This is a genomic window from Nonomuraea basaltis, from assembly GCF_005893125.1.
GTDB lineage: Bacteria > Actinomycetota > Actinomycetes > Streptosporangiales > Streptosporangiaceae > Nonomuraea > Nonomuraea basaltis.
In genome coordinates, this window is record NZ_VCJS01000045.1 from 40,427 (window position 1) to 58,356 (window position 17,930).

Annotated in this window: 16 protein-coding genes; 7 read left to right on the forward strand and 9 right to left on the reverse strand. The window is 67.7% G+C overall.

Annotated elements, in window-relative coordinates; genetic code table 11:
- Positions 1 to 107 precede the first annotated feature (107 nt).
- Positions 108 to 959 carry a polysaccharide deacetylase family protein gene (locus EJK15_RS22325; RefSeq protein ID WP_138712405.1) on the forward strand — a complete coding sequence of 284 codons (852 nt, stop codon included), beginning with the start codon at positions 108 to 110 and terminating at the stop codon, positions 957 to 959.
- 447 nt (positions 960 to 1,406) lie between these two features.
- Here the strand turns inward: EJK15_RS22325 and EJK15_RS22330 are convergent, their stop codons facing one another.
- On the reverse strand, positions 1,407 to 1,598 hold the full coding sequence (locus EJK15_RS22330) for a hypothetical protein (protein ID WP_138712406.1): 192 nt from the start codon (positions 1,596 to 1,598) through the stop codon (positions 1,407 to 1,409).
- A gap of 171 nt (positions 1,599 to 1,769) precedes the next feature.
- Between EJK15_RS22330 and EJK15_RS22335 the strand changes: the two genes are divergently transcribed.
- Complete coding sequence (locus EJK15_RS22335; RefSeq protein ID WP_138712407.1) at positions 1,770 to 2,426, forward strand: isochorismatase family protein; 657 nt, start codon at positions 1,770 to 1,772, stop codon at positions 2,424 to 2,426.
- Between the two features lie 98 nt (positions 2,427 to 2,524).
- Here the strand turns inward: EJK15_RS22335 and EJK15_RS22340 are convergent, their stop codons facing one another.
- The 3 genes from EJK15_RS22340 to EJK15_RS22350 form a co-directional block, all read right to left on the reverse strand.
- Positions 2,525 to 3,061: a GNAT family N-acetyltransferase gene (locus EJK15_RS22340; RefSeq protein ID WP_138712408.1), complete on the reverse strand. Its 537-nt coding sequence runs from the start codon at positions 3,059 to 3,061 to the stop codon at positions 2,525 to 2,527.
- Between the two features lie 291 nt (positions 3,062 to 3,352).
- Complete coding sequence (locus EJK15_RS22345; protein ID WP_138712409.1) at positions 3,353 to 5,713, reverse strand: ABC transporter permease; 2,361 nt, start codon at positions 5,711 to 5,713, stop codon at positions 3,353 to 3,355.
- Positions 5,704 to 6,435, reverse strand: coding sequence for an ABC transporter ATP-binding protein (locus EJK15_RS22350; RefSeq protein ID WP_138712410.1), 732 nt, complete (start codon positions 6,433 to 6,435; stop codon positions 5,704 to 5,706). The genes EJK15_RS22345 and EJK15_RS22350 overlap by 10 nt, the downstream gene beginning before the upstream one ends.
- A gap of 201 nt (positions 6,436 to 6,636) precedes the next feature.
- Between EJK15_RS22350 and EJK15_RS22355 the strand changes: the two genes are divergently transcribed.
- A complete protein-coding gene (locus EJK15_RS22355) occupies positions 6,637 to 6,978 on the forward strand; it encodes a DUF5713 family protein (RefSeq protein WP_138712411.1) in 342 nt (113 codons plus the stop codon).
- A 41-nt stretch (positions 6,979 to 7,019) separates the two neighbouring features.
- Here the strand turns inward: EJK15_RS22355 and EJK15_RS22360 are convergent, their stop codons facing one another.
- Positions 7,020 to 7,751, reverse strand: coding sequence for a class I SAM-dependent methyltransferase (locus tag EJK15_RS22360; protein ID WP_138712412.1), 732 nt, complete (start codon positions 7,749 to 7,751; stop codon positions 7,020 to 7,022).
- A 26-nt stretch (positions 7,752 to 7,777) separates the two neighbouring features.
- Complete coding sequence (locus EJK15_RS22365; RefSeq protein WP_138712413.1) at positions 7,778 to 8,977, reverse strand: serine hydrolase domain-containing protein; 1,200 nt, start codon at positions 8,975 to 8,977, stop codon at positions 7,778 to 7,780.
- Between the two features lie 471 nt (positions 8,978 to 9,448).
- Between EJK15_RS22365 and EJK15_RS22370 the strand changes: the two genes are divergently transcribed.
- Positions 9,449 to 10,174, forward strand: a complete 726-nt coding sequence (locus EJK15_RS22370; protein ID WP_138712414.1) for a GbsR/MarR family transcriptional regulator — start codon at positions 9,449 to 9,451, stop codon at positions 10,172 to 10,174.
- A gap of 152 nt (positions 10,175 to 10,326) precedes the next feature.
- On the opposite strand, the gene EJK15_RS22375 is transcribed toward EJK15_RS22370, so the two are convergent.
- Positions 10,327 to 11,277, reverse strand: a complete 951-nt coding sequence (locus EJK15_RS22375; RefSeq protein ID WP_138712415.1) for an NmrA/HSCARG family protein — start codon at positions 11,275 to 11,277, stop codon at positions 10,327 to 10,329.
- A gap of 315 nt (positions 11,278 to 11,592) precedes the next feature.
- Here EJK15_RS22375 and EJK15_RS22380 point away from each other — a divergent pair, with 315 nt between their 5' ends.
- Complete coding sequence (locus EJK15_RS22380; protein WP_138712416.1) at positions 11,593 to 12,060, forward strand: MarR family winged helix-turn-helix transcriptional regulator; 468 nt, start codon at positions 11,593 to 11,595, stop codon at positions 12,058 to 12,060.
- Positions 12,061 to 12,109: 49 nt separating this feature from the next.
- Here the strand turns inward: EJK15_RS22380 and EJK15_RS22385 are convergent, their stop codons facing one another.
- Positions 12,110 to 12,436, reverse strand: coding sequence for a DUF6300 family protein (locus EJK15_RS22385; RefSeq protein WP_338089885.1), 327 nt, complete (start codon positions 12,434 to 12,436; stop codon positions 12,110 to 12,112).
- Between the two features lie 14 nt (positions 12,437 to 12,450).
- Entirely contained in the window at positions 12,451 to 16,005 is a 3,555-nt protein-coding gene (gene dnaE / locus EJK15_RS22390; protein WP_206061035.1) for a DNA polymerase III subunit alpha, read from the reverse strand.
- A 448-nt stretch (positions 16,006 to 16,453) separates the two neighbouring features.
- Between dnaE and EJK15_RS22395 the strand changes: the two genes are divergently transcribed.
- Complete coding sequence (locus EJK15_RS22395) at positions 16,454 to 16,981, forward strand: toxin-antitoxin system HicB family antitoxin (protein WP_138712419.1); 528 nt, start codon at positions 16,454 to 16,456, stop codon at positions 16,979 to 16,981.
- Between the two features lie 32 nt (positions 16,982 to 17,013).
- Positions 17,014 to 17,922: a DUF4097 family beta strand repeat-containing protein gene (locus EJK15_RS22400; RefSeq protein WP_138712420.1), complete on the forward strand. Its 909-nt coding sequence runs from the start codon at positions 17,014 to 17,016 to the stop codon at positions 17,920 to 17,922.
- Positions 17,923 to 17,930: the final 8 nt, after the last annotated feature.

Below are 17,930 nucleotides of genomic sequence, written 5' to 3' on the forward strand. Positions count from 1 at the left end.
TTGGTGGCGCCTTCGGCCCTCCTGGCCGACATCTCGGATTCCTATCTTCATGGGCAAGCGGCCCCCCTCTTGACCGGGGCCGGTGCAGCGATGCGGAAGGAAACACGATGGAAAACACACTGTTCGACTACAGCCCGATCGTCGAGCGCGAACCAATCCGCTGGCCGGGCGGCGCCCGTGTCGCCTTCTACGTGGGCCTGAACGTCGAGCACTTCACGATCGACCGCCCCTCGACCAGCATCAACGAGGCGACCGCCGCGCTGGTGCCGGATCCGCTGAACTACGGCTGGCGCGATTACGGCCCGCGGGTGGCGATCTGGCGCGTGATGGAGATCCTCGACCGGCACGGCATCCGGGCGAGCGTGTTGCTCAACGCCGACGTGTGCGAGCAGTACCCGCAGATCATCGAGGCGGGCAACGCCCGAGGCTGGGCGTGGCTCGCCCACGGCAAGAACAACTCCACGCTCCAGGCCGACGTCGACGACGAGCGCGCCTACCTGACCGAGGTGGTCGAGACCATTCAGAAGGCCACCGGGCGGGTGCCGCGCGGCTGGCTGGGCCCCGCGCTCACCGAGACGTTCCAGACGCCGTCCCTGCTCGCCGAGCTCGGCCTGAACTACGTGCTGGACTGGACCAACGACGACCAGCCCTACCGGCTGAACGTCCCGGGGATGCTGAGCCTGCCGTACTCGCTCGAACTCAACGATCTGGGCATTTTCACGATGCACGGCATGAGCGGCGGCGAATTCGTGCAGCTGATCAAGGACCAGTTCGGCCAGCTCTATGCCGAGTCTGCCGACAGCGGGCGCGTCATGGCCTTGGCGCTGCACCCGTTCGTCATCGGCCAGGCGTTCCGGGCGAAGTATCTCAACCAGGCGCTTGACTACATCGCCAACCACTCCGGCGTGTGGCTGACGACGAGCGACGAGATCGCCGAGCACTACGCGAACATGGCATGAGCCCGCCTGAAGGGGTTCCCAGCGAGCGGTGTCGCTACAAGCCGATCATGGATGCGGTCAGCTCCAGCGCCAATGGTTCCTGGGGCTGCGCGGGTCCGGGCAGGCACAGCCCACGTACGCGTTGGTGCTGTCGTGCTGTAGAGTCACCGCTTCCCTGAGGGCTTTCGCCTTGTCCCCCTCGGCCTCGTTCAGCTTCTTCGCCGATGCCAGAGCCCCGTATTGGACGCCGCCGAACTTCATGCTGGAGATCTGTGTCCACAGCTGGCCGCGGTCCTTCCATGAAAGCCTCCTTCTCGCCGTCGCTGTCCAGGCACCACCAGCCCTCGGAGCTCACGGCCTTGGGATCGGCGTACCTGAACATGTATGTAGGTTCGGTGAAGCCCTTGACGGTGGTGTCGACCTTGCCCACGTGCCAGAGCCACTGGCCCGGCCGGCATTTGTACGCCTTCAGCTGCCGGCCACGGGGACGGCGCAGTAGCCGTCGGCGGACTTCAGCTGGGCTTTGAAGCCGTCCGCAGACTGCACGGCGGCCGCGGCCTGCGTGCGGGGAGCGGCGTGGGCCGGTGCGGCGGCCAACCCGTGCGTCACCGCGGCTGCGGCGGCCACGCCCGCGAGGGCGGCAGCGTACTTTCGCGCCATTGCATACCTCCAGATAGGGAAATGCGGAACGAGGACGAGCATGTCGTCCTCGCGCGTGCGTTCCCAGGCCAGTTCGCTGCCCAATACCTGTCCACGGCTAAGTGTACATATGGTCATTAGCGGTGTAGGGTTGCTAATGACCATATGTTCATTAGTGATGTGGAGAACACCATGACACTCGAGCCGCTGACCCCGCAGAACACGACGATCGTCCTGGTGGACCACGCCGTCGGGTTCGCCAACGTGCTGCGCTCGCACGACGCGGCCCAGCACGTCAACAACGTCGTCGGGCTGGCCAAGACCGCCGTGTGGTACGAGAGCGGCCTGGTGGTGACCAACGGCCTGCCCAGCAAGCCGTCCGGTCCGCTCTACCCGCAGCTTCTTGAGGTGATCGGCGACCATCCGGTGATCGAGCGGGGCGGCAACTTCAACGCCTTTCTCGACGAGCGCTTCGCGCGGGCCGTACGGGAGACGGGGCGCAGGAAACTCGCGATCGCGGGCGTGTCCACCGAGGGGTGCGTCCTGCAGACCGTGCTCGGCGCGCTGAGAGAGGACTACGAGGTGTACCTCGTGGTCGACGCCTCGGCCAGCGTCACGGGCGAGACGCACGCCACGGCGGTGCAGCGGATGGTGCAGGCGGGCGCCACCCCGATCACCTGGTTCTCGCTGGCCGGCGAGTTCACCGTCGACCACCGCGCGCCGGCCGCGCCGCACTTCCAGCGGCTGATGCGCGAGCACGTCCCCACCATGGCCATGGGCGTCCAGCTCTACCTGGCCACCCTCCACCAGGCCGAGAGCATCGAGTCCCCCGTCACCCCGCCGTCATGAGGTGAAGGGTCCCGATCGGCCGGTGACCACCGCCCCATGACGCGCCCGCACGGACACTCGCCCACAGGCGGTCATAGCCCATGCTCTCCGAACTCGCGCTAGAGACGCTTGCGGTAGACCACCAGGTCACACGGAGTGGCCAGCAACGGAGCCAGCGCCGGATAGGACCCCTCGACAGGGGTGACGCCGGTCCTCTGGTAGCCCAGACGGGTGTACCAGCCGGCCAGGAACTCTTTGGATGGATGCGTCCAGGACCGGGGTGTCAGGATTTCGAGCCGCATGACCGAGCATCCGCTGTCGAGGGCGCGACGCTCGGCGAAGGCGACCAGCTCGCGGCCGATGCCGCGGCCGCGGTGCGCGGGATCGGCCGCGAGCATGCCGAACTCGGCCGTGCGCTGATCCAGGGGGCGGATGCGGACGCAGCCGACGATGTACGTGCCCAGGCAGGCCACCGCGATCTGCCCTGCGGCGGTCAGCTCGGCGACCTCCTCGTCGGTCGTACGGGCCGCGCCCGCATGCCACAGGCCGCTCTCGGCCTCGGCGTAAACCTCGTTGACCAGGCCGGACAGCCGCGCGAGCACGGCGGGGTCGGCGTGCGCGCCGGCCGGCAGCAGGGACAGGCGAAAATCGTGCATGGCTTCATCTTCGTAGGTGGGTGGGCGCCACGCGGCGCTGTATCGGCCGCCGCGGCCGGGTCTACGCCGTCGCTCGCGTCACGTCCGGTCGGTGTCCGGGCGCCAGATCCAGTTCCGCCGGCTGTACAGCGGGCGCAGCCCGGCGCGGAGCATGTTGTTCAGCGAGGGATTGGCCGCTCCTTGCGCCGGAGCCGGTGACCTCGGCGACCAGCGTTGCGGCGGTCCGACAGTCCACGGTGCACGGGTCATTGGATGCCCCGCCCGTGCCCGCATCCTCAGCGTGCCGAGCGTCTACTCGCGTCCGCCGATCGCCTCGGCCGGGTGTTGTCTGAGCGCCAGCCGGGCCGGGAGCGCGGTCGCCAGCAGCGCCAGCGCCGTCACTGCGGCGATCACCGCCGCATACGTGCCGAGCGGCATGTACGGCAGTGCCGAACCGGTCATCCCGGTGCCGAAGGCCGACAGCGTGGCGAGCGAGATCGCGGTCCCGGCCACCACCGAGATGAGGACCGAGGTGAGCGTCTCCAGGCGCAGCATGCGCAGGACCTGCCGCTTGGTGGCACCCACCAGGCGCAGCAGCGCCAGCTCGCGGGTGCGGTCGGCACTGGACATGGCCAGCGTGTTCACCACGGCGATCGCGGTGAACGCGATGATCAGGCCCATCGCAACGTAGTTGACCTCGGCATTGGGCGCGCTCAGCTCGACCGTCTGCGCCTGGGCCAGGATGGTGGCGGCAGGCAGCGCACGGCGCAGGGCGTCGGCGGTGCCGCCGGCCACCAGCAGCGTCCCGGACGGATCGTCCACATGCTCCTGCACGAGCGTGCGGGCGAGTGTGAGTTCGCCGAAGCCGAGACCCCGCGTGTAGATCGCGGCCACCTTGAGCATGGCGGGGGTGCCATCACCCAGGGTGAGCTCGAGCTCGTCACCGACGTTCTTCCCGAGCCGGGAGGCGGCCGTCTGGCTGAGGGCGACCGAGTCCTTGCCGAAATCCTTGATCGAGCCCGCGGTGATGCCCAGATCCATGGTGCGCGGGTCGACGTCGGCGGCCTGAGCGCCGTACTTGGTCAACCCGACCCGGACCGACGTGCGCAGCACCTGGCTGACCGCGACCACGCCGGGCACGTCACGGACAGCGGCCGCACTGGTGCCGGTGACCACGTGATCCGCCCGCGCGCCCGCGGCGGCCTGCTGCCGGGCGGCGTGACCCAGCGTGGTCTGCACGAACAAGATCGTGCACGTGAGTGCCACCATCAGCGTGAGGGGGGAGATGACCGAGGCCATGCGTTTGGTTCCGGAGCGCAGGTTGCGCGTGGCCAGGTAGCCGCCGACACGGGAGGCGGCCAACGGCAGAGCCAGGAGCGCCAGCGCGGCGCGGGCCGGCAACGGGCCCAGCAGGGTGACGGCGGTGGTCCACACCAGCGCGGTGAGCAGGGTCATCGGACTCGAGGCGGCCTCGGTGTTCAGGAACGACAGCAGGATCGTCAACGCGATGCCGCCCGCCACACAGACCAGCCCCGCGATCAACCGGCCCACGGGCAGGCCGGGGCGTTCCAGCGATGCCTCACCCAGCGCTTCGACCGGACGGATGCGGTTGGTGCGGCGGGCCGAGACGCGCGCTGCCGCCCAGGCGGCGGCCACCGTGGCGGTCAGGGCGCCGATGGCAGGGAACGGGCTGACGACCAGATTGAGGTTGGCGGGCATCGCGCCCAGTTCTACGAAACGGGAGCGTAGCCAGAAGCCCAGTCCGATCCCGGCGGCCGAGCCGAGCAGCCCGGCGGCCACGCTGATGGTGAGGGCTTCGCCGCCGAGGAGCTTGCGGATCTGCTTGGGGGTGGCGGCGATGGCGCGTAGCAGGGCCAGTTCGCGCTGGCGTTGCTGGATGGACAGGGCGAAGGTGCCGACCACGACGAGGATGGCGACCAGGAGGGAGGTCGCGGCCAGCGCGCCGCCCAGGCTGATCAGCTTGATCCGGGCATTCTCCGCGCCCAGGAACTCCACCGTGCCGCGTTCGTCACCGGTGTAGGTGAGGGCGCCTTCGACGTGGACGTCCCTCTGAGGGAAGACGCCGATGGCGGTGAGCTGACCGGGACGTCCGGCGAGCTTGCGGGCTTGAGCGGTGGAGAAGAACAGGGTGTCCTGGCTGGGCAGCGCCTGCGCGGTAACGCCGACCACCTTGTAGCCGGCCAGCTTGGTACCGAGCGCGTGAGCGTTACGGGCATCGACCACGACCTCGTCATCGGCCTTGGGCTCGCGACCTTGTGCGATGGTGAACGGGGTCAATTCCGCCGACTCCCACCCATGCCCGAGGAAACGTCCCGCGACCGGGAAGCTCACCTCCGGCACCACCCTCGTAACCCCGGGCGCCCGGCGGAGCTGGTCGGCCAGTTCGGCCGGAATCCACTTGCGCTCCGACAGCGTCTTGGCCTTCGTCTTGGTCTTGCCGCCGACCTTCACGACCGTCTCGCGCACGAACTGGTCGCCGGCCACGATCACCGGTGCCCCTGCGTACCGTTCCGGTGCCACGCTGCCGCGCAACCCGGTCTCCAGCAACATCAAACACGCGCACACCAGTGCCGCCGCGCACAGCAGCGCCACGAACGCGCCCGCGAAGGCGGCCTTGCGGTGCCGCACCATCTTCCACGCGATCACTTCCATGCCCCCAGCCTGGTCATCCGCTCGGCAACCTTCTCCGCGCTCGGCGCGCTCATCGCATCCACGATTCGGCCATCGGCCAGGAACAACACACTGTCGGCATAGGAGGCGGCCACCGGATCGTGGGTGACCATCACCACCGTCTGCCCCAGGCTGTCGACTACTTCCCGCAGCAGCTTCAGCACGTCGCCGGCGGTCATTGTGTCGAGTGCGCCGGTCGGCTCGTCACCGAAGAGCACCTCGGGCCGGGTGACCAACGCCCGGGCGATCGCCACCCGCTGCTGCTGGCCACCCGACAGCTGCGCGGGCCGCCGATCCGTACGGCCTGTCAGACCGACCCGGCGCACGATCTCGGCCAGCCAGGCGGGGTCCGCCTTGGCGCCGGCCAGGCGCAGCGGCAGGGTGATGTTCTCCGTCACAGTCAGCGACGACACGAGGTTGAATGCCTGGAAGACGAAACCGACCCGCTCGCGACGCAGCTCGGTCAGCTGTGTTTCTGACATGTTCGCCAGTTCGGTGCCGCCCAGCCGGACCGAGCCGGAGGAAGGCAGGTCCAGTCCGGCCGCGCAGTGCAGGAACGTGCTCTTACCCGATCCGGAAGGCCCCATCACGGCGGTGAAGGACCCGCCGGCGATGCTCGCCGACACCTCACGCAGGGCGGCGACCGCGCCTTGGCCCTTGCCGTACACCTTACTCACCGCGTCCAACCGCACAACGTCTGTCATGCCTGTAAGCCTGCCGACCAGCCCGGCTGCGGAACAGAGAGTCGCTCACGTGCTGACCATGACGTCGTCATAATCCGGACACTGCACGACAGCGCCCGTCGCACGCCCGCCAGCGCCGCGATCCATGCGGGCAGGGCCCCTCCTTGTCGGTGGCAAGGTGCAGTATCGGCATACCGGATCACGGCGAGACAGGAGATCAGGGTGCCGCCCACCAACCAGCAGACAGTCGGCCACGCGTTTCTCAAGGGCATGTACCAGGACGGCTACTATCCCGACCACGTCGTTGACAAGGGCAGAGAGATCCTGCTGAGCCTGTGTGAGCGGATCGAGGACGAGCGGCCGTCGGACCTCGCGGCACTGTACGCCCTCACCCATGCGGCGACGGAGGAGTTCAACGAGCTGGAAGCCGAGTTCGAGGCGGCCGGCAGCGAGATCGAAACCGTGGCGCGCGAAGTGATCGCCGAGGACTTCTGGTTCGTGGCGTCGGCCTACGGGTTCGCGGATGCGGACGCGGAAGAGCTGGTCGCGACCCGCGACTGGTGACGCGCCGGCCGACGGGATCTCGCGAGTCGCTCATGTCCGGCTCATTCGCCCGGTCGCCGGGCCAGGAACACATACTCCTTGCCGGGCCGGTCGGGCGCGTCGCGGACCTCCTCCACCGCGTACCCGTGCCCGACCAGCGCCGCCTCGACCTCCTCGCGTTCCCGGAAGCGCAGCGTCGAGTCCGACGTCAGCACCGCCCCGTCCGCCGCGAAGACCCAGGTCCCGCGAAACGTCACCAGCGGCCCACTGACGTCGGTCACCGTAGACCAGTTCTCGACCGTGCCGATCCCCTCGACCTGGGCGACCCGGTACGACGCCGCGCGGTTCCACTCCAGCCAGGCCCGTCTCGCCGGCACGCGGGTCTCGAACACGAGGTGTCCGCCGGGGCGCAGCGCCTCGTAAATCCCGCGCAGCGTCCCGTCCCAGTCGTCCGGCTCGACGATCGCCTGGGCGACGTTCGCGGTCATGGTCGCGAGGTCGACCCGCATCGGCGGAAGGCGCGTCGCATCGCCGTGGATCCAGCGCACCCGCTCGCCGCCCGGCTTGGCCCGGGCCACGTCGAGTGAGGCGCCGGCCGGGTCCACCCCGGTCACCTCTATCCCGCGCCCGGACAGGAGCAGCGCAAACGTTCCCGTGCCGCACCCGACATCCAGCACGCTGCGGGCGTCCAGTTCGGCGACGATGGCGGTGTACGCCTCCAGGTCGCCCCGGTCGGGGTCGAGCAGGTCGTAGACGGCGGCCAGTCGCGGATGCTCGAAGATGTCGTCTGCCATGCGGAAACCCTACGACCCGAGCCTGCTCACCTCCGGGTATGGCTCTCCTGGGACTTGGCCGGGCAAAACTCGGCGGTGAGTACGTCGTTGAAGATGCTCAGGCCGCTCCAGTCGCCGTTGACCTGGCTGGTGATGATGTGCTTGCCGTCACGCGATCCCACGGCGTACGCCCATGAACCGTAGGTCGCGCCGGCGTTGCCCCAGACCGTGACGCCGCATGGCAGCTTCTGGGAGAAGACGCCCAGCCCGTAGCGGGTGTTGGGGATCCACGGGGGGCCGCCCTGGGTGGCGACGGTGGTGAACATCTCCCGCTGCTGGGCGGGTGGCAGCAGGCGTCCGCCCAGCAGTGCGCTGAAGAAGCGCTGGAGGTCGCCGGTGGTGGAGACGATGCCGCCGGCGACCCAGGCGAAGGACTGGTTCATCTCGGTCACGTCGTGGATCTTGGGGTTGGGCTCGGTGGAGAACAGGGTGGAGTAGTGCACGGGGTGCGTGCCGCGGATCTTCGCTTCGCTGCCGGGCAGGTAGGTGCTGGCCAGTCCCAGAGGGCGCAGGACGCGACGGGTGAGTTCGTCGCCGAAGGTCCTGCCGGTCGCCTTCTCGACGATCATGGCGGCCAGGTAGTAGTTGGTGTTGGAGTAGCCGAAGCCCTTGCCCGGCTCGTCGAAGTAGGGCGGGTTGGCCAGGCCGATCTTCACCAGTTGCTCGGGGGTGTAGGTGTCGTAGCGGTGCTTGTACCAGGCGGCCCCCACGCCTTTGGCGAAGAGCTCCTTGTCGTTGCCGTAGTTGAAGATGCCGCTGGTGTGGTTGAGCAGTTGCCGGATGGTGATCTTTCGGCCGTCGTAGCCGTTGCCCGTGACCAGGCCGGGCAGCCACTCCTCCACCGTGTCGTCGAGGCTCAGCTTGCCGTCGGCGGCCAGTTGCAGGACCACGGTTGCGGTGAACGCCTTGGTGGTGCTCCCGATCCGGAATCGCTCATGTTGCTGACGCTTACGACCGGTCTTGGTGTCGGACACGCCCGCCGAGCCGAACCACCTCCCACGGCGGTCGCGGACCTCGGCGACCATGCCGGGAGCGCCGCTCTTGGCCACTGCTTGATCAAGAGCACGCTGCACCTCGGCATGCCCGGGAGCAGACGACGCGGACGCCGCGGGGGCCGCCAAGGCGGCCCCCGCCACCGTCACTGCGGCAACGAGCAGCCCTGCCTTGGCGGAGAGGGATGTGGTCATGTCAATTCCTTTCAGGAGATCAGCCCACATGGGCCCACCTCCATGTCGAGTTCATGAGGTCAACGGAGGGTTTCAGGGCGCCATCTGGCGCGGCTTCGTGGCCTCGGCAGGCGCGGCGATGGCGCGTTTGGCGGTGACGATCACTCGTACGGTGGCCGCTGATGAGTGAGGAAGGGCGTCATGAGGCTGCTCCAATCGCAGCGATGAACAGCCTCGTTCAGGTGGCCTCGATCGCGACAGAGTGCTTGTTTGCGTTCGGCAAAAAGCTAACTTGCTTTTACAAAACCGTCAACACAAATGACTTCATTTCTCCGTACCAGCAGGGAAAATCGGTCGAGTCTTGCAATGAATATGAAGGCGAATGCAAATGCCGACCCGACATGCTTGCAATGAGATGTCTGCGAACGCAATACTGTCCATCCCACCCCGCAGACGCGTCGAGCGGACCAGAGCAACAGGAGGCGAGCACCGATGCCTGGAGGCAGGTTGACCCACCAGGACCGCCGGCAGATCGCCGAAGGACTGGCCCAAGGACACACCTACACCGAGATCGCCAGGCGCCTGGAACGGCCGATCTCGACCATCACCCGGGAGGTGACCCGCAACGGCGGAGCCGGCGGCTACCAGGCCGACCAGGCGCATCAGGCAACCGAAAGCCGTGCTCGCCGACGCAGGCCGACCCCGGTCCCGGCGGCACCGGCCGCCCCCGACGCGCACGGGCGGGACCCCGAAGCGGTCCACGAATTGGAGGAGCGATTCACCACGTTGATGATCAACACGGGGCTGCCGCGCATGACCGCCCGGGTGGTCACCTGCCTGTACACCACCGACAGCGGCAGCCTGACCGCCGCCGAGCTCGTCCAGCGCCTTCAGGTCAGCCCCGCCTCCATCTCCAAGGCCATCGGCGAGCTCGAACAGCAGGAGCTGATCCGGCGGGAACGCGACCCCCGTCGGCGACGCGACCGGTACGTCATCGACGCCGACGCCTGGTTCCGAGGCTGGATGGCCAGCGCCCGCCAGAACGTCATGCTGGCGGATTCCGCCCGCGACGGAGCCGAGATCCTCGGCGCCGCCACACCCGCCGGCATCCGGTTGCAGGACATCAGCCAGTTCTTCGAGCATGTCGGGCACGCCATGCTCGAGGCGGCCGCGGAGTGGCGGCAGGCCTATTTCGCGAGGCGAACGACAGATGGTTAGTACGGCGAAGCGCTTGCGCCACTTCGTCCAGGTCGGCAGGAGAGACAGATCGCCGCAGCGGGCTGGTGCGAGCTCGGGCGTGTGCCCGCTCGAAACGGGCACAGCCCGCAACCGGTGATCACGTCGGCGATCAACCGACGACAGGGACCTGCTCAGCTCCCCTTTATCTTCGAGGCGTTGTCGGCCAGCCAGTCGTCGAAGCTTTTGAGTGCCGGGTTGAGCTCGCGCAGCTTGTTCAGATCGCGGGCGGCGGTGAACTCCTGGTCGAAGTCGCCGTAGTACTGAAACATGTTGGCGAGCTCCTCGGCGGCCGGGATGTCGAGGGAACGGAAGACGTCGTAGGGCACCGGCTGGAAGCGCACCGGCTCGCCGAGCGCGGTCTCGAACTTCGTCGCGTACTGCGCTCCGGTCAGATGGTCGCCGGCCAGGCCGATGGTCTCGCCGACGAACCGGTCGCCCCCCTTGAAGATGGCGAGGGTAGTCCGGCCGATGTCGTTGACGTCTACGCCGGAGAGGAGCTTGCCGTCCTCGATCGGCAGGGTCAGTGTCAGCACGCCGTCCTCGGCGCGCTGGGGGCCGAGGCCCTGGAGGAAGCCCTGGAAGAAGAAGGTGGTGTTCAGGAAGGTCGTCGGCACACCGGCCTGTCGGAACAGTTCGTTTGCCTCGCCCTTGGCGTCGAAGTGCGGCACGTTGTACTTGTCCTGGAGGACGGGCATCCGCTCGTCCTCCAGCGGCAGCAGTTCGCGGGTGTCCTCCAGCGTCGACCAGACCACGTGGCGGATCCCCGTCGCCTTGGCTGCCCGTGCCAGAACGTTGACCTCCTCGGTTTCCTTCGCTGCCGAGCCATGTGCCCAGAAGTTGGTGACCAGGAAAGCGCCGTAGGCACCTTCGAACGCCTTGTGCACGCTCGGCTCGTCATAGAAGTCCGCCTGGACGACCTCCGCCCCGAGTGCGGCCAGTTCCATGGCGGCGGATGAGTCGGGGTTTCTGGTGAGCGCGCGCACCGCGAAGCCCGAATCCGGGTCGGCCAGGATTGCCCGTGCGACGCCGCCGCCCTGGGCGCCCGTTGCTCCGGTGACCGCGATGACCTTCTTGTCGTTCATGGCTACTACCCCTGTCCGATGAGAACTATGTTGATGTATCAACCAACCTAGGACCAGAAATGATGACACGTCAACTTCTTCAGTTGAGTTTCGGCCATGAGCGACTCCGGCTGGCCGACCGAGGGCCGGCAGCGGCCGTGGCGGGCTTCATCGCCATGCAGGCCGCGCTGGTCGGACGCCTGAACGCACCTGCACGTCGCGCCGGTCATCGTCGCCGTCACCCCAGAGCCATCAGCGCATCCAGGGCATCATGACGTATCTCCTAACATTCGCGACGACCAGATGACCCGTCAACAACTTGTTACACTGATGCCTATGGCTGAGACACCGCGCTGGCTCACCGAGACGGAGCAGCATGCCTGGCGCAGCTTCGTCCGGGTGCAGGAAAAGCTCTCCGGCCGGCTGGCCCGCCAGGTGCAGGCCGAGTCCGGCCTGTCCGCCGCCGACTACGGAGTGCTCGTCCACCTCACCGAGGTGCCCGAGGGCCGGCTGCGCTTCCTGGAGCTGGCCAAGGCGGTGGAATGGGAAAAGAGCCGGATGTCCCACCACATCGGGCGGATGGCCAAGCGCGGCCTGGTCGTCCGGGAGGAATGCGTCGATGACGGACGCGGGGCGTTCGTCATCGTCACTCCCGCCGGCCGCGAGGCCATCGCGGCCGCGGCCCCCCGCCATGTCGAAGCAGTCCGCCGCCTGTTCATCGACCCGCTCACCCCGGCAGAGCTTGCCATGCTCGCCCAGATCTCGAACCGCATCCTCGAAGCGCTGGAGAAGGACTGCGCGTGAGCACGACGCCAACGCACTGACCGCCGACCAACGACACACCGCGGGGCGGCTACAGTTCGCCGCGCCTCGACAGCTCGATCTCCGTCTCCAGCAGATGCTCGTCCAGCGGCGGCACCGACACCTGCTCCGTCCACGCCACCAGGAGACGGACGAACTCCTCGCTGTACTCCTGCTCCACCTGCCCGTGCACGTGGAACCACGTGATCAGCGGGGCCGCGCCCGGCGCGGCGGCGTCGCACGTCGCGCACAGCACGAACCCGGTGCGGCCTTCCACTGCGGTGCCGCCAGTGTTTGTCCACCCGTACGGCACCCGCGCCGACAACAGCGCCTCATCCCCACAACGAGGGCATGCGGGCACCTCCACCGTTGTGAGCACATCGACGCGCCGCTTCAGAGCGCGATCGCTTCCGGCCCGAGCAGCGCCTTCACATCCGCGGCGAAACTGGGCTCGGCGTTGACCGGGAAGTCCGGCACATCCATCACCATCGTCTTCCCGGCCGACCGCTTCAGGTTGATGTGCAACGGCACCTTGCCCTCGTGCAGTTTCAGCACGTGCCGCAGCTCCTCCAGCAGTTGCGGGGTGACCCGTTCTTCCCGCACCAGGAGGGTGATCGGGGCGCCGGTGTCGCTGTTGACGCCCGACACGTCGATCAGGGCGAGATCCGTCGCGAAGATGGAGATGGCGCCGTCTCGGTTATTGATCTGTCCGCGCACCGCTACCACGATGTCCTCGCGCAGCGATTCGGCGTACAGCACGTAGCTCTTGGGGAAGAACAGGCACTCGATGGCGGCGTCCATGTCCTCGACCGTGATGATCGCCCACGTGTTCCCCGCCTTGTTGACTCTCCTGTCCACCTTAGTGATCAAGCCGGACACGCTGACGTCCCCGCGATCGTCGCGGCCGGATTCGAGCAGGTCGGCGATCGTGGTGTCCCGATTCCGGGCCAGGAGGCGTTCCGCACCTGCCAGCGGATGGTCCGACACGTACAGGCCGAGCATCTCCCGCTCGAAGTCGAGCTTCGTCTTCTTGTCCCACTCCATGTCGGGGACCGTGACGGTGAACACCTCGTCGGCGCCGGCGTCGGCCAGGCCGCCGAACAGCGAATCCTGGCCGTGCGCTTCCTGCTTTTTGATGCTGGTGACCTGCTCGATGGCCTGCTCGTGGACCATGAGCAGGCCCTTGCGCGGGTGGTCGAGCGAGTCGAACGCGCCCGCCTTGATCAACGATTCGATGACGCGCTTGTTGCAGGCGGTCAGCGGGATCTTGGCGAGGAAGTCGTTGAAGTCGGTGAAGAGGCCCTTCTCCTTGCGGGCCTTCACGATCGCTTCGACGACGTTCTCACCGACGTTGCGGACCGCGCCCATGCCGAACCGCACCTGGGTGTCGCCGACCGCCACGAAGTCGAGCTGGCTGTCGTTGACGTCCGGCGGCAGGACCTGGATGCCCATCTTGCGGCACTCGGCGAGGTAGACGGCCGCCTTGTCCTTGTCGTCTCCCACGGAGGTCAGCAGGGCGGCCATGTACTCGGCGGGGTAGTTGGCCTTCAGGTACGCGGTCCAGTAGGCGACCAGGCCGTAACCGGCGGTGTGGGACTTGTTGAAGGCGTAGCCGGAGAACGGCACCATGACGTCCCACAGCGCGCGGATCGCCTCATCTGAGTAGCCGTTGGCGCGCATGCCGGCGGAGAACTTGTCCCACTCGGCGTCCAGGACCTCTTTCTTCTTCTTGCCCATGGCGCGGCGCAGCATGTCGGCGCCGCCCAGGGTGTAACCCGCGAGCTCGCGGGCGACGGCCATGATCTGCTCTTGGTAGACGAGCAGGTGGAAGGTGGTACCGAGGATCGGTTCGAGTGCGTCCTTCAGCTCCGGGTGGATGGGGTCCACCTCTTGGCGGCCGTTCTTGCGGTGCGCGTAGTTGGTGTGCGCGTTGGCCGCCATCGGGCCCGGCCGGTACAGGGCGAGTACGGCGGCGATGTCCTCGAACCGGGTCGGTTCCATCAACTTGAGGAGCTGCCGCATGGGGCCGCCGTCGAGCTGGAACACGCCGAGCGTGTCCCCGCGGGCCATCAGTTGGTAGGTCTTCTTGTCGTCGAGCGGCATGGTCAGGGTGTCGAGCTTGATACCCCGATTCTGCTCGATGATCTTGATGGCGTGGTCGATGATGCCCAGGTTCCGCAGCCCCAGGAAGTCCATCTTGACCAGGCCCATGTCTTCACAGGACGGGTAGTCGAACCCGGTGATGATCACCTTGTCCTTGTCCCGCATATGCAAGGGGATCAGGTCCATCAGCGGCGTCGAGGACAGGATGACCGCGGCAGCGTGCACGCCGGTGCCGCGGATCAGCCCTTCGATGCCGCGGCCGGTGTCGATCACCTTCTTCACGTCCGGGTCGGTGTCGTACAGGGCGCGGATCTCGGTGCCCTCGTTGTAGCGAGGGTGGTCCTCGTTGAACAGGTCCGCCAGGGGGACGCCCTTGCCCATGACATCCGGCGGCATCGCCTTAGTGATCTTGTCGCCGACTGCGAACGGGTAGCCGAGGATTCTGCTCGCGTCCTTGACGGCGGCCTTGGCCTTGATCGTGCCGAACGTGTTGACCTGGGCGGTCATCGGGCTGCCGTACTTCTCGGTGACGTAGTTGACCATCCGGTCCCGGTGGCGGTCGTCGAAGTCGAGGTCGACGTCCGGCGGGTTGATCCGCTCCGGGTTCAGGAACCGCTCGAAAAGCAACCCATGCTCGAGCGGGTCAAGCTCGGTGATGCGGGTGGCGTAGGCGACGATCGATCCGGTGGCGCTTCCACGGCCGGGCCCGACCGGGATGCCGTTGTCCCGCGCGTAGCGGCAGATGTCGGCCACGACGAGGAAGTAGGAGGAGAATCCCATCGGGCCGATGACCTTCATCTCGGTCTCGTACCGCTCCAGCACCTCGGCGGGGACCGGGGTGCCGTACCGCATCTCCAGGCCGTTCTCCACCTCCTTGCGCAGCCACGACTCCTGGGTCTCCCCTTCAGGGACGTCGGGGTAGTCCGGCATCCGGTCCACCTGCTTGAACACGTCGCTGTAGTCGCCGACCATCTCGGCGACGAGCAGCGTGTTGTCGCACGCCTCCGGCAGTTCGGGGAACAGCGCGTACATCTCGTCGGCCGACTTGAGGTAGTAGCCGGAGCCGTTGAACCGGAACCGGTTCGGGTCGTCCTTGTTCTTGCCGACACCGACGCACAGCAGGCTGTCGTGCGCGTCGGCCTGGTCCTCGGTCACGTAGTGGGAGTCGTTGGTGGCCAGCAGCGGGATGTTGAGCTGCTTGGCCAGCCGCAGCAGATCAGCCCGGACCTCACGCTCGATGTTGATGCCGTGGTCCATCAACTCGAGGAAGTAGTTCTCCCGGCCGAAGATCTCCTGGTACTCGCCGGCGACCTTGACGGCCTCGTCGTACTGGCCAAGCCGCAGCCGCGTCTGTACCGCCCCGGACGGGCAGCCGGTGGTGGCGATGATGCCGGACCCGTGCTGCGAGATCAGCTCCTGGTCCATGCGGGGTTTGCCGTAGTAGCCCTCGATCGACGCCAGCGACGACAGCCGGAACAGGTTCCGCAGCCCGTCCGCGTCTTTGGCCCACATGGTCATGTGGGTGTACCGGCCGCCGCCGGAGACATCCTTGCCGCCCTCGCCGTCCGCCACACCGGTCTCAGCGCGCTGTCCCCAGAAGACCTGCTTCTTGAAGTACCGCGAAGCGGGCGCCACGTACGCTTCGATGCCAACGATCGGCTTGACCGGGCTGCCCTTCGCCACCTTCTGGAACTCGTACGCCCCGAACATGTTGCCGTGATCTGACATCGCGATCGCCGACATGCCCAGCCGTTCGGCTTCCTTGAATAGCGGCTTCATCTTGGCCGCCCCGTCCAACATGCTGTACTCGGTGTGCACGTGCAGATGCACGAAGGACTTGCTCACCCGTTCCCCTTCACCCATCGCCCCGGCCGACTTATCGCATGAGCCTATTCCGTCGCATGGGGCTGTTGGGGCATTGCGCCCAACCGATCAGCACCTTGTTGCCGCCCTGTTGCCGACGCTGCGTACATGATCCGCCACGCCGTCTCTGAACTGCGGAAACATGCTGTGCGAGCAGAGGAGACGGCGGCCTCCACCGGGACGACGAGCGCCAACGCTGGATCGCCACCGCCGGCCTCGGCTACGGCCCCGGCGGCAGACGCATCGTGAAACGCGGCAGCGTCGTGGTGCGGCCGAATGGTGGGGGTGCGACCGGCTTTGGCCTTGGTGCAGCACAGTCCTTGGCACTCATGGGCTTCCCGTCCTCCTCGTCATCATTGACCAAGTGACGTCATTAACGACACCAGCAGAGCGCCTTGTCATGACGCCGCTATGATGTCATAGTGGCGTCATGGACCTTTCGCCGTACGTCGATCGCCTCCGCCGCGAACTCGCCATCGCCGCCGGAGCGGGCGGCGAGGAAGCTCGCGCGCTGGCCGAGCGCCTCGCCGCAACGCTCGAGTCGGCCACCCGGCTCGCCCTGCTGGAGGCCCTGTCCGCCGCCGCAGACGAGATCACCCAGGAGCTCGCACCCGGCTCGGTCGAAGTACGCCTGCGTGGACGCGACCCCGGCTTCGTCGTGACACCACGAGCCGGACGGCCCTTCGAGGGGGAGAACGAGATCGAGCGGCACGAGCGGCCGCCCGCCCTGCCACCACCCGCGGACGCCGACGAGGGCGGGACCTCCCGGATCTCGCTCCGGGTCCCCGAGCACCTCAAGCCGCGCATCGAGGAGGCGGCCGCCCGAGACGGGCTATCGGTCAACGCCTGGCTGGTCCGCGCCGTCGCCGCCGCACTCGACCCGGGCGACGCCGGCCGCCGCTCCGCCCGGCGCGCGACCCAGCAGACCGGTAATAGCTACAGCGGCTGGGTGCGCTGATGGCGACGCCAACTCGTAAGGAGGGGACCGCAATGCCGACCTTCGACAGCCCAGAACCGATTCTCGCCATCATCGACGTGGCGACCGCCAATGTCCGGATCAACGCGAGCGACCGCGCCGACACCGTCGTCGAGATCCGCCCGAGCGACGAGCTCAGCGACGCCGACGTGCACGCCGCCGAGCACACCCAGGTCGAGTACGCCGAGGGCAGGCTCCTGGTGCGGGCGCCCAAGGATCGGGCCACTTCGATGTCCGGCTGGGGCCTTTCGCTCGACAAGCTGGTGGAGTCGCCCTCGAACTGGGCGCGTGGGCTGCTGCTCGGCTGGGGTGGCTCGGTCGACGTGACGGTCGACCTTCCGGCGGGCTCCCGCGTCGACGCCAAGACGGCGGCGAGCCTCCGCTGCCGGGGCGCGCTCGGTGAGGTGAGCTTCACCACCTCCTACGGCGACATCCAGGTCGAGCAGGCCCGCCGGCTGCGGCTGAACTCCACCCATGGCGACATCTCGGTCACCCGCTCGACCGGGCATGCCGAGGTCACCACGACCAACGGCGACATCCGCATCGGCAAGATCGACGGCACGGCGGTGGTCAAGACCTCGCACGGCGAGATCCGCCTGCGCGAGGTGACCGGCGACCTGCGCCTGAACTCCGCCCACGGCGACAGCATCGTCGATCACGCCCTGGCCGACGTCACCGCCAAGACCGCCTACGGCAGCGTCCGGATCGGCGAGGTGGTGTCCGGCTCGGTCGTCATGGAGACCACCGGCGGCGGGCTGGAGCTCGGAATCCGGGAGGGCTCCGCCGCGTGGCTGGACGTGAGCTCGAAGTACGGCACCGTGGACGTCTCCCTGGACCCCACGGACGATCCCGGTCAGTCCGATCAGGTCGTCGAGGTGCGGGCGCACACCGCCTACGGCGACATCGTCATCCATCGTTCCTGACAACCAAG

Bases quoted from the DNA above. Each gene is read 5' to 3' on its own strand.
- EJK15_RS22325 (WP_138712405.1), top strand. From the start codon at position 108: ATGGAAAACACACTGTTCGACTACAGCCCGATCGTCGAGCGCGAACCA.
- EJK15_RS22330 (WP_138712406.1), bottom strand. From the start codon at position 1,598: ATGGCGCGAAAGTACGCTGCCGCCCTCGCGGGCGTGGCCGCCGCAGCC.
- EJK15_RS22335 (WP_138712407.1), top strand. From the start codon at position 1,770: ATGACACTCGAGCCGCTGACCCCGCAGAACACGACGATCGTCCTGGTG.
- EJK15_RS22340 (WP_138712408.1), bottom strand. From the start codon at position 3,061: ATGCACGATTTTCGCCTGTCCCTGCTGCCGGCCGGCGCGCACGCCGAC.
- EJK15_RS22345 (WP_138712409.1), bottom strand. From the start codon at position 5,713: ATGGAAGTGATCGCGTGGAAGATGGTGCGGCACCGCAAGGCCGCCTTC.
- EJK15_RS22350 (WP_138712410.1), bottom strand. From the start codon at position 6,435: ATGACAGACGTTGTGCGGTTGGACGCGGTGAGTAAGGTGTACGGCAAG.
- EJK15_RS22360 (WP_138712412.1), bottom strand. From the start codon at position 7,751: ATGGCAGACGACATCTTCGAGCATCCGCGACTGGCCGCCGTCTACGAC.
- EJK15_RS22365 (WP_138712413.1), bottom strand. From the start codon at position 8,977: ATGACCACATCCCTCTCCGCCAAGGCAGGGCTGCTCGTTGCCGCAGTG.
- EJK15_RS22370 (WP_138712414.1), top strand. From the start codon at position 9,449: ATGCCTGGAGGCAGGTTGACCCACCAGGACCGCCGGCAGATCGCCGAA.
- EJK15_RS22375 (WP_138712415.1), bottom strand. From the start codon at position 11,277: ATGAACGACAAGAAGGTCATCGCGGTCACCGGAGCAACGGGCGCCCAG.
- EJK15_RS22380 (WP_138712416.1), top strand. From the start codon at position 11,593: ATGGCTGAGACACCGCGCTGGCTCACCGAGACGGAGCAGCATGCCTGG.
- EJK15_RS22395 (WP_138712419.1), top strand. From the start codon at position 16,454: ATGGACCTTTCGCCGTACGTCGATCGCCTCCGCCGCGAACTCGCCATC.
- EJK15_RS22400 (WP_138712420.1), top strand. From the start codon at position 17,014: ATGCCGACCTTCGACAGCCCAGAACCGATTCTCGCCATCATCGACGTG.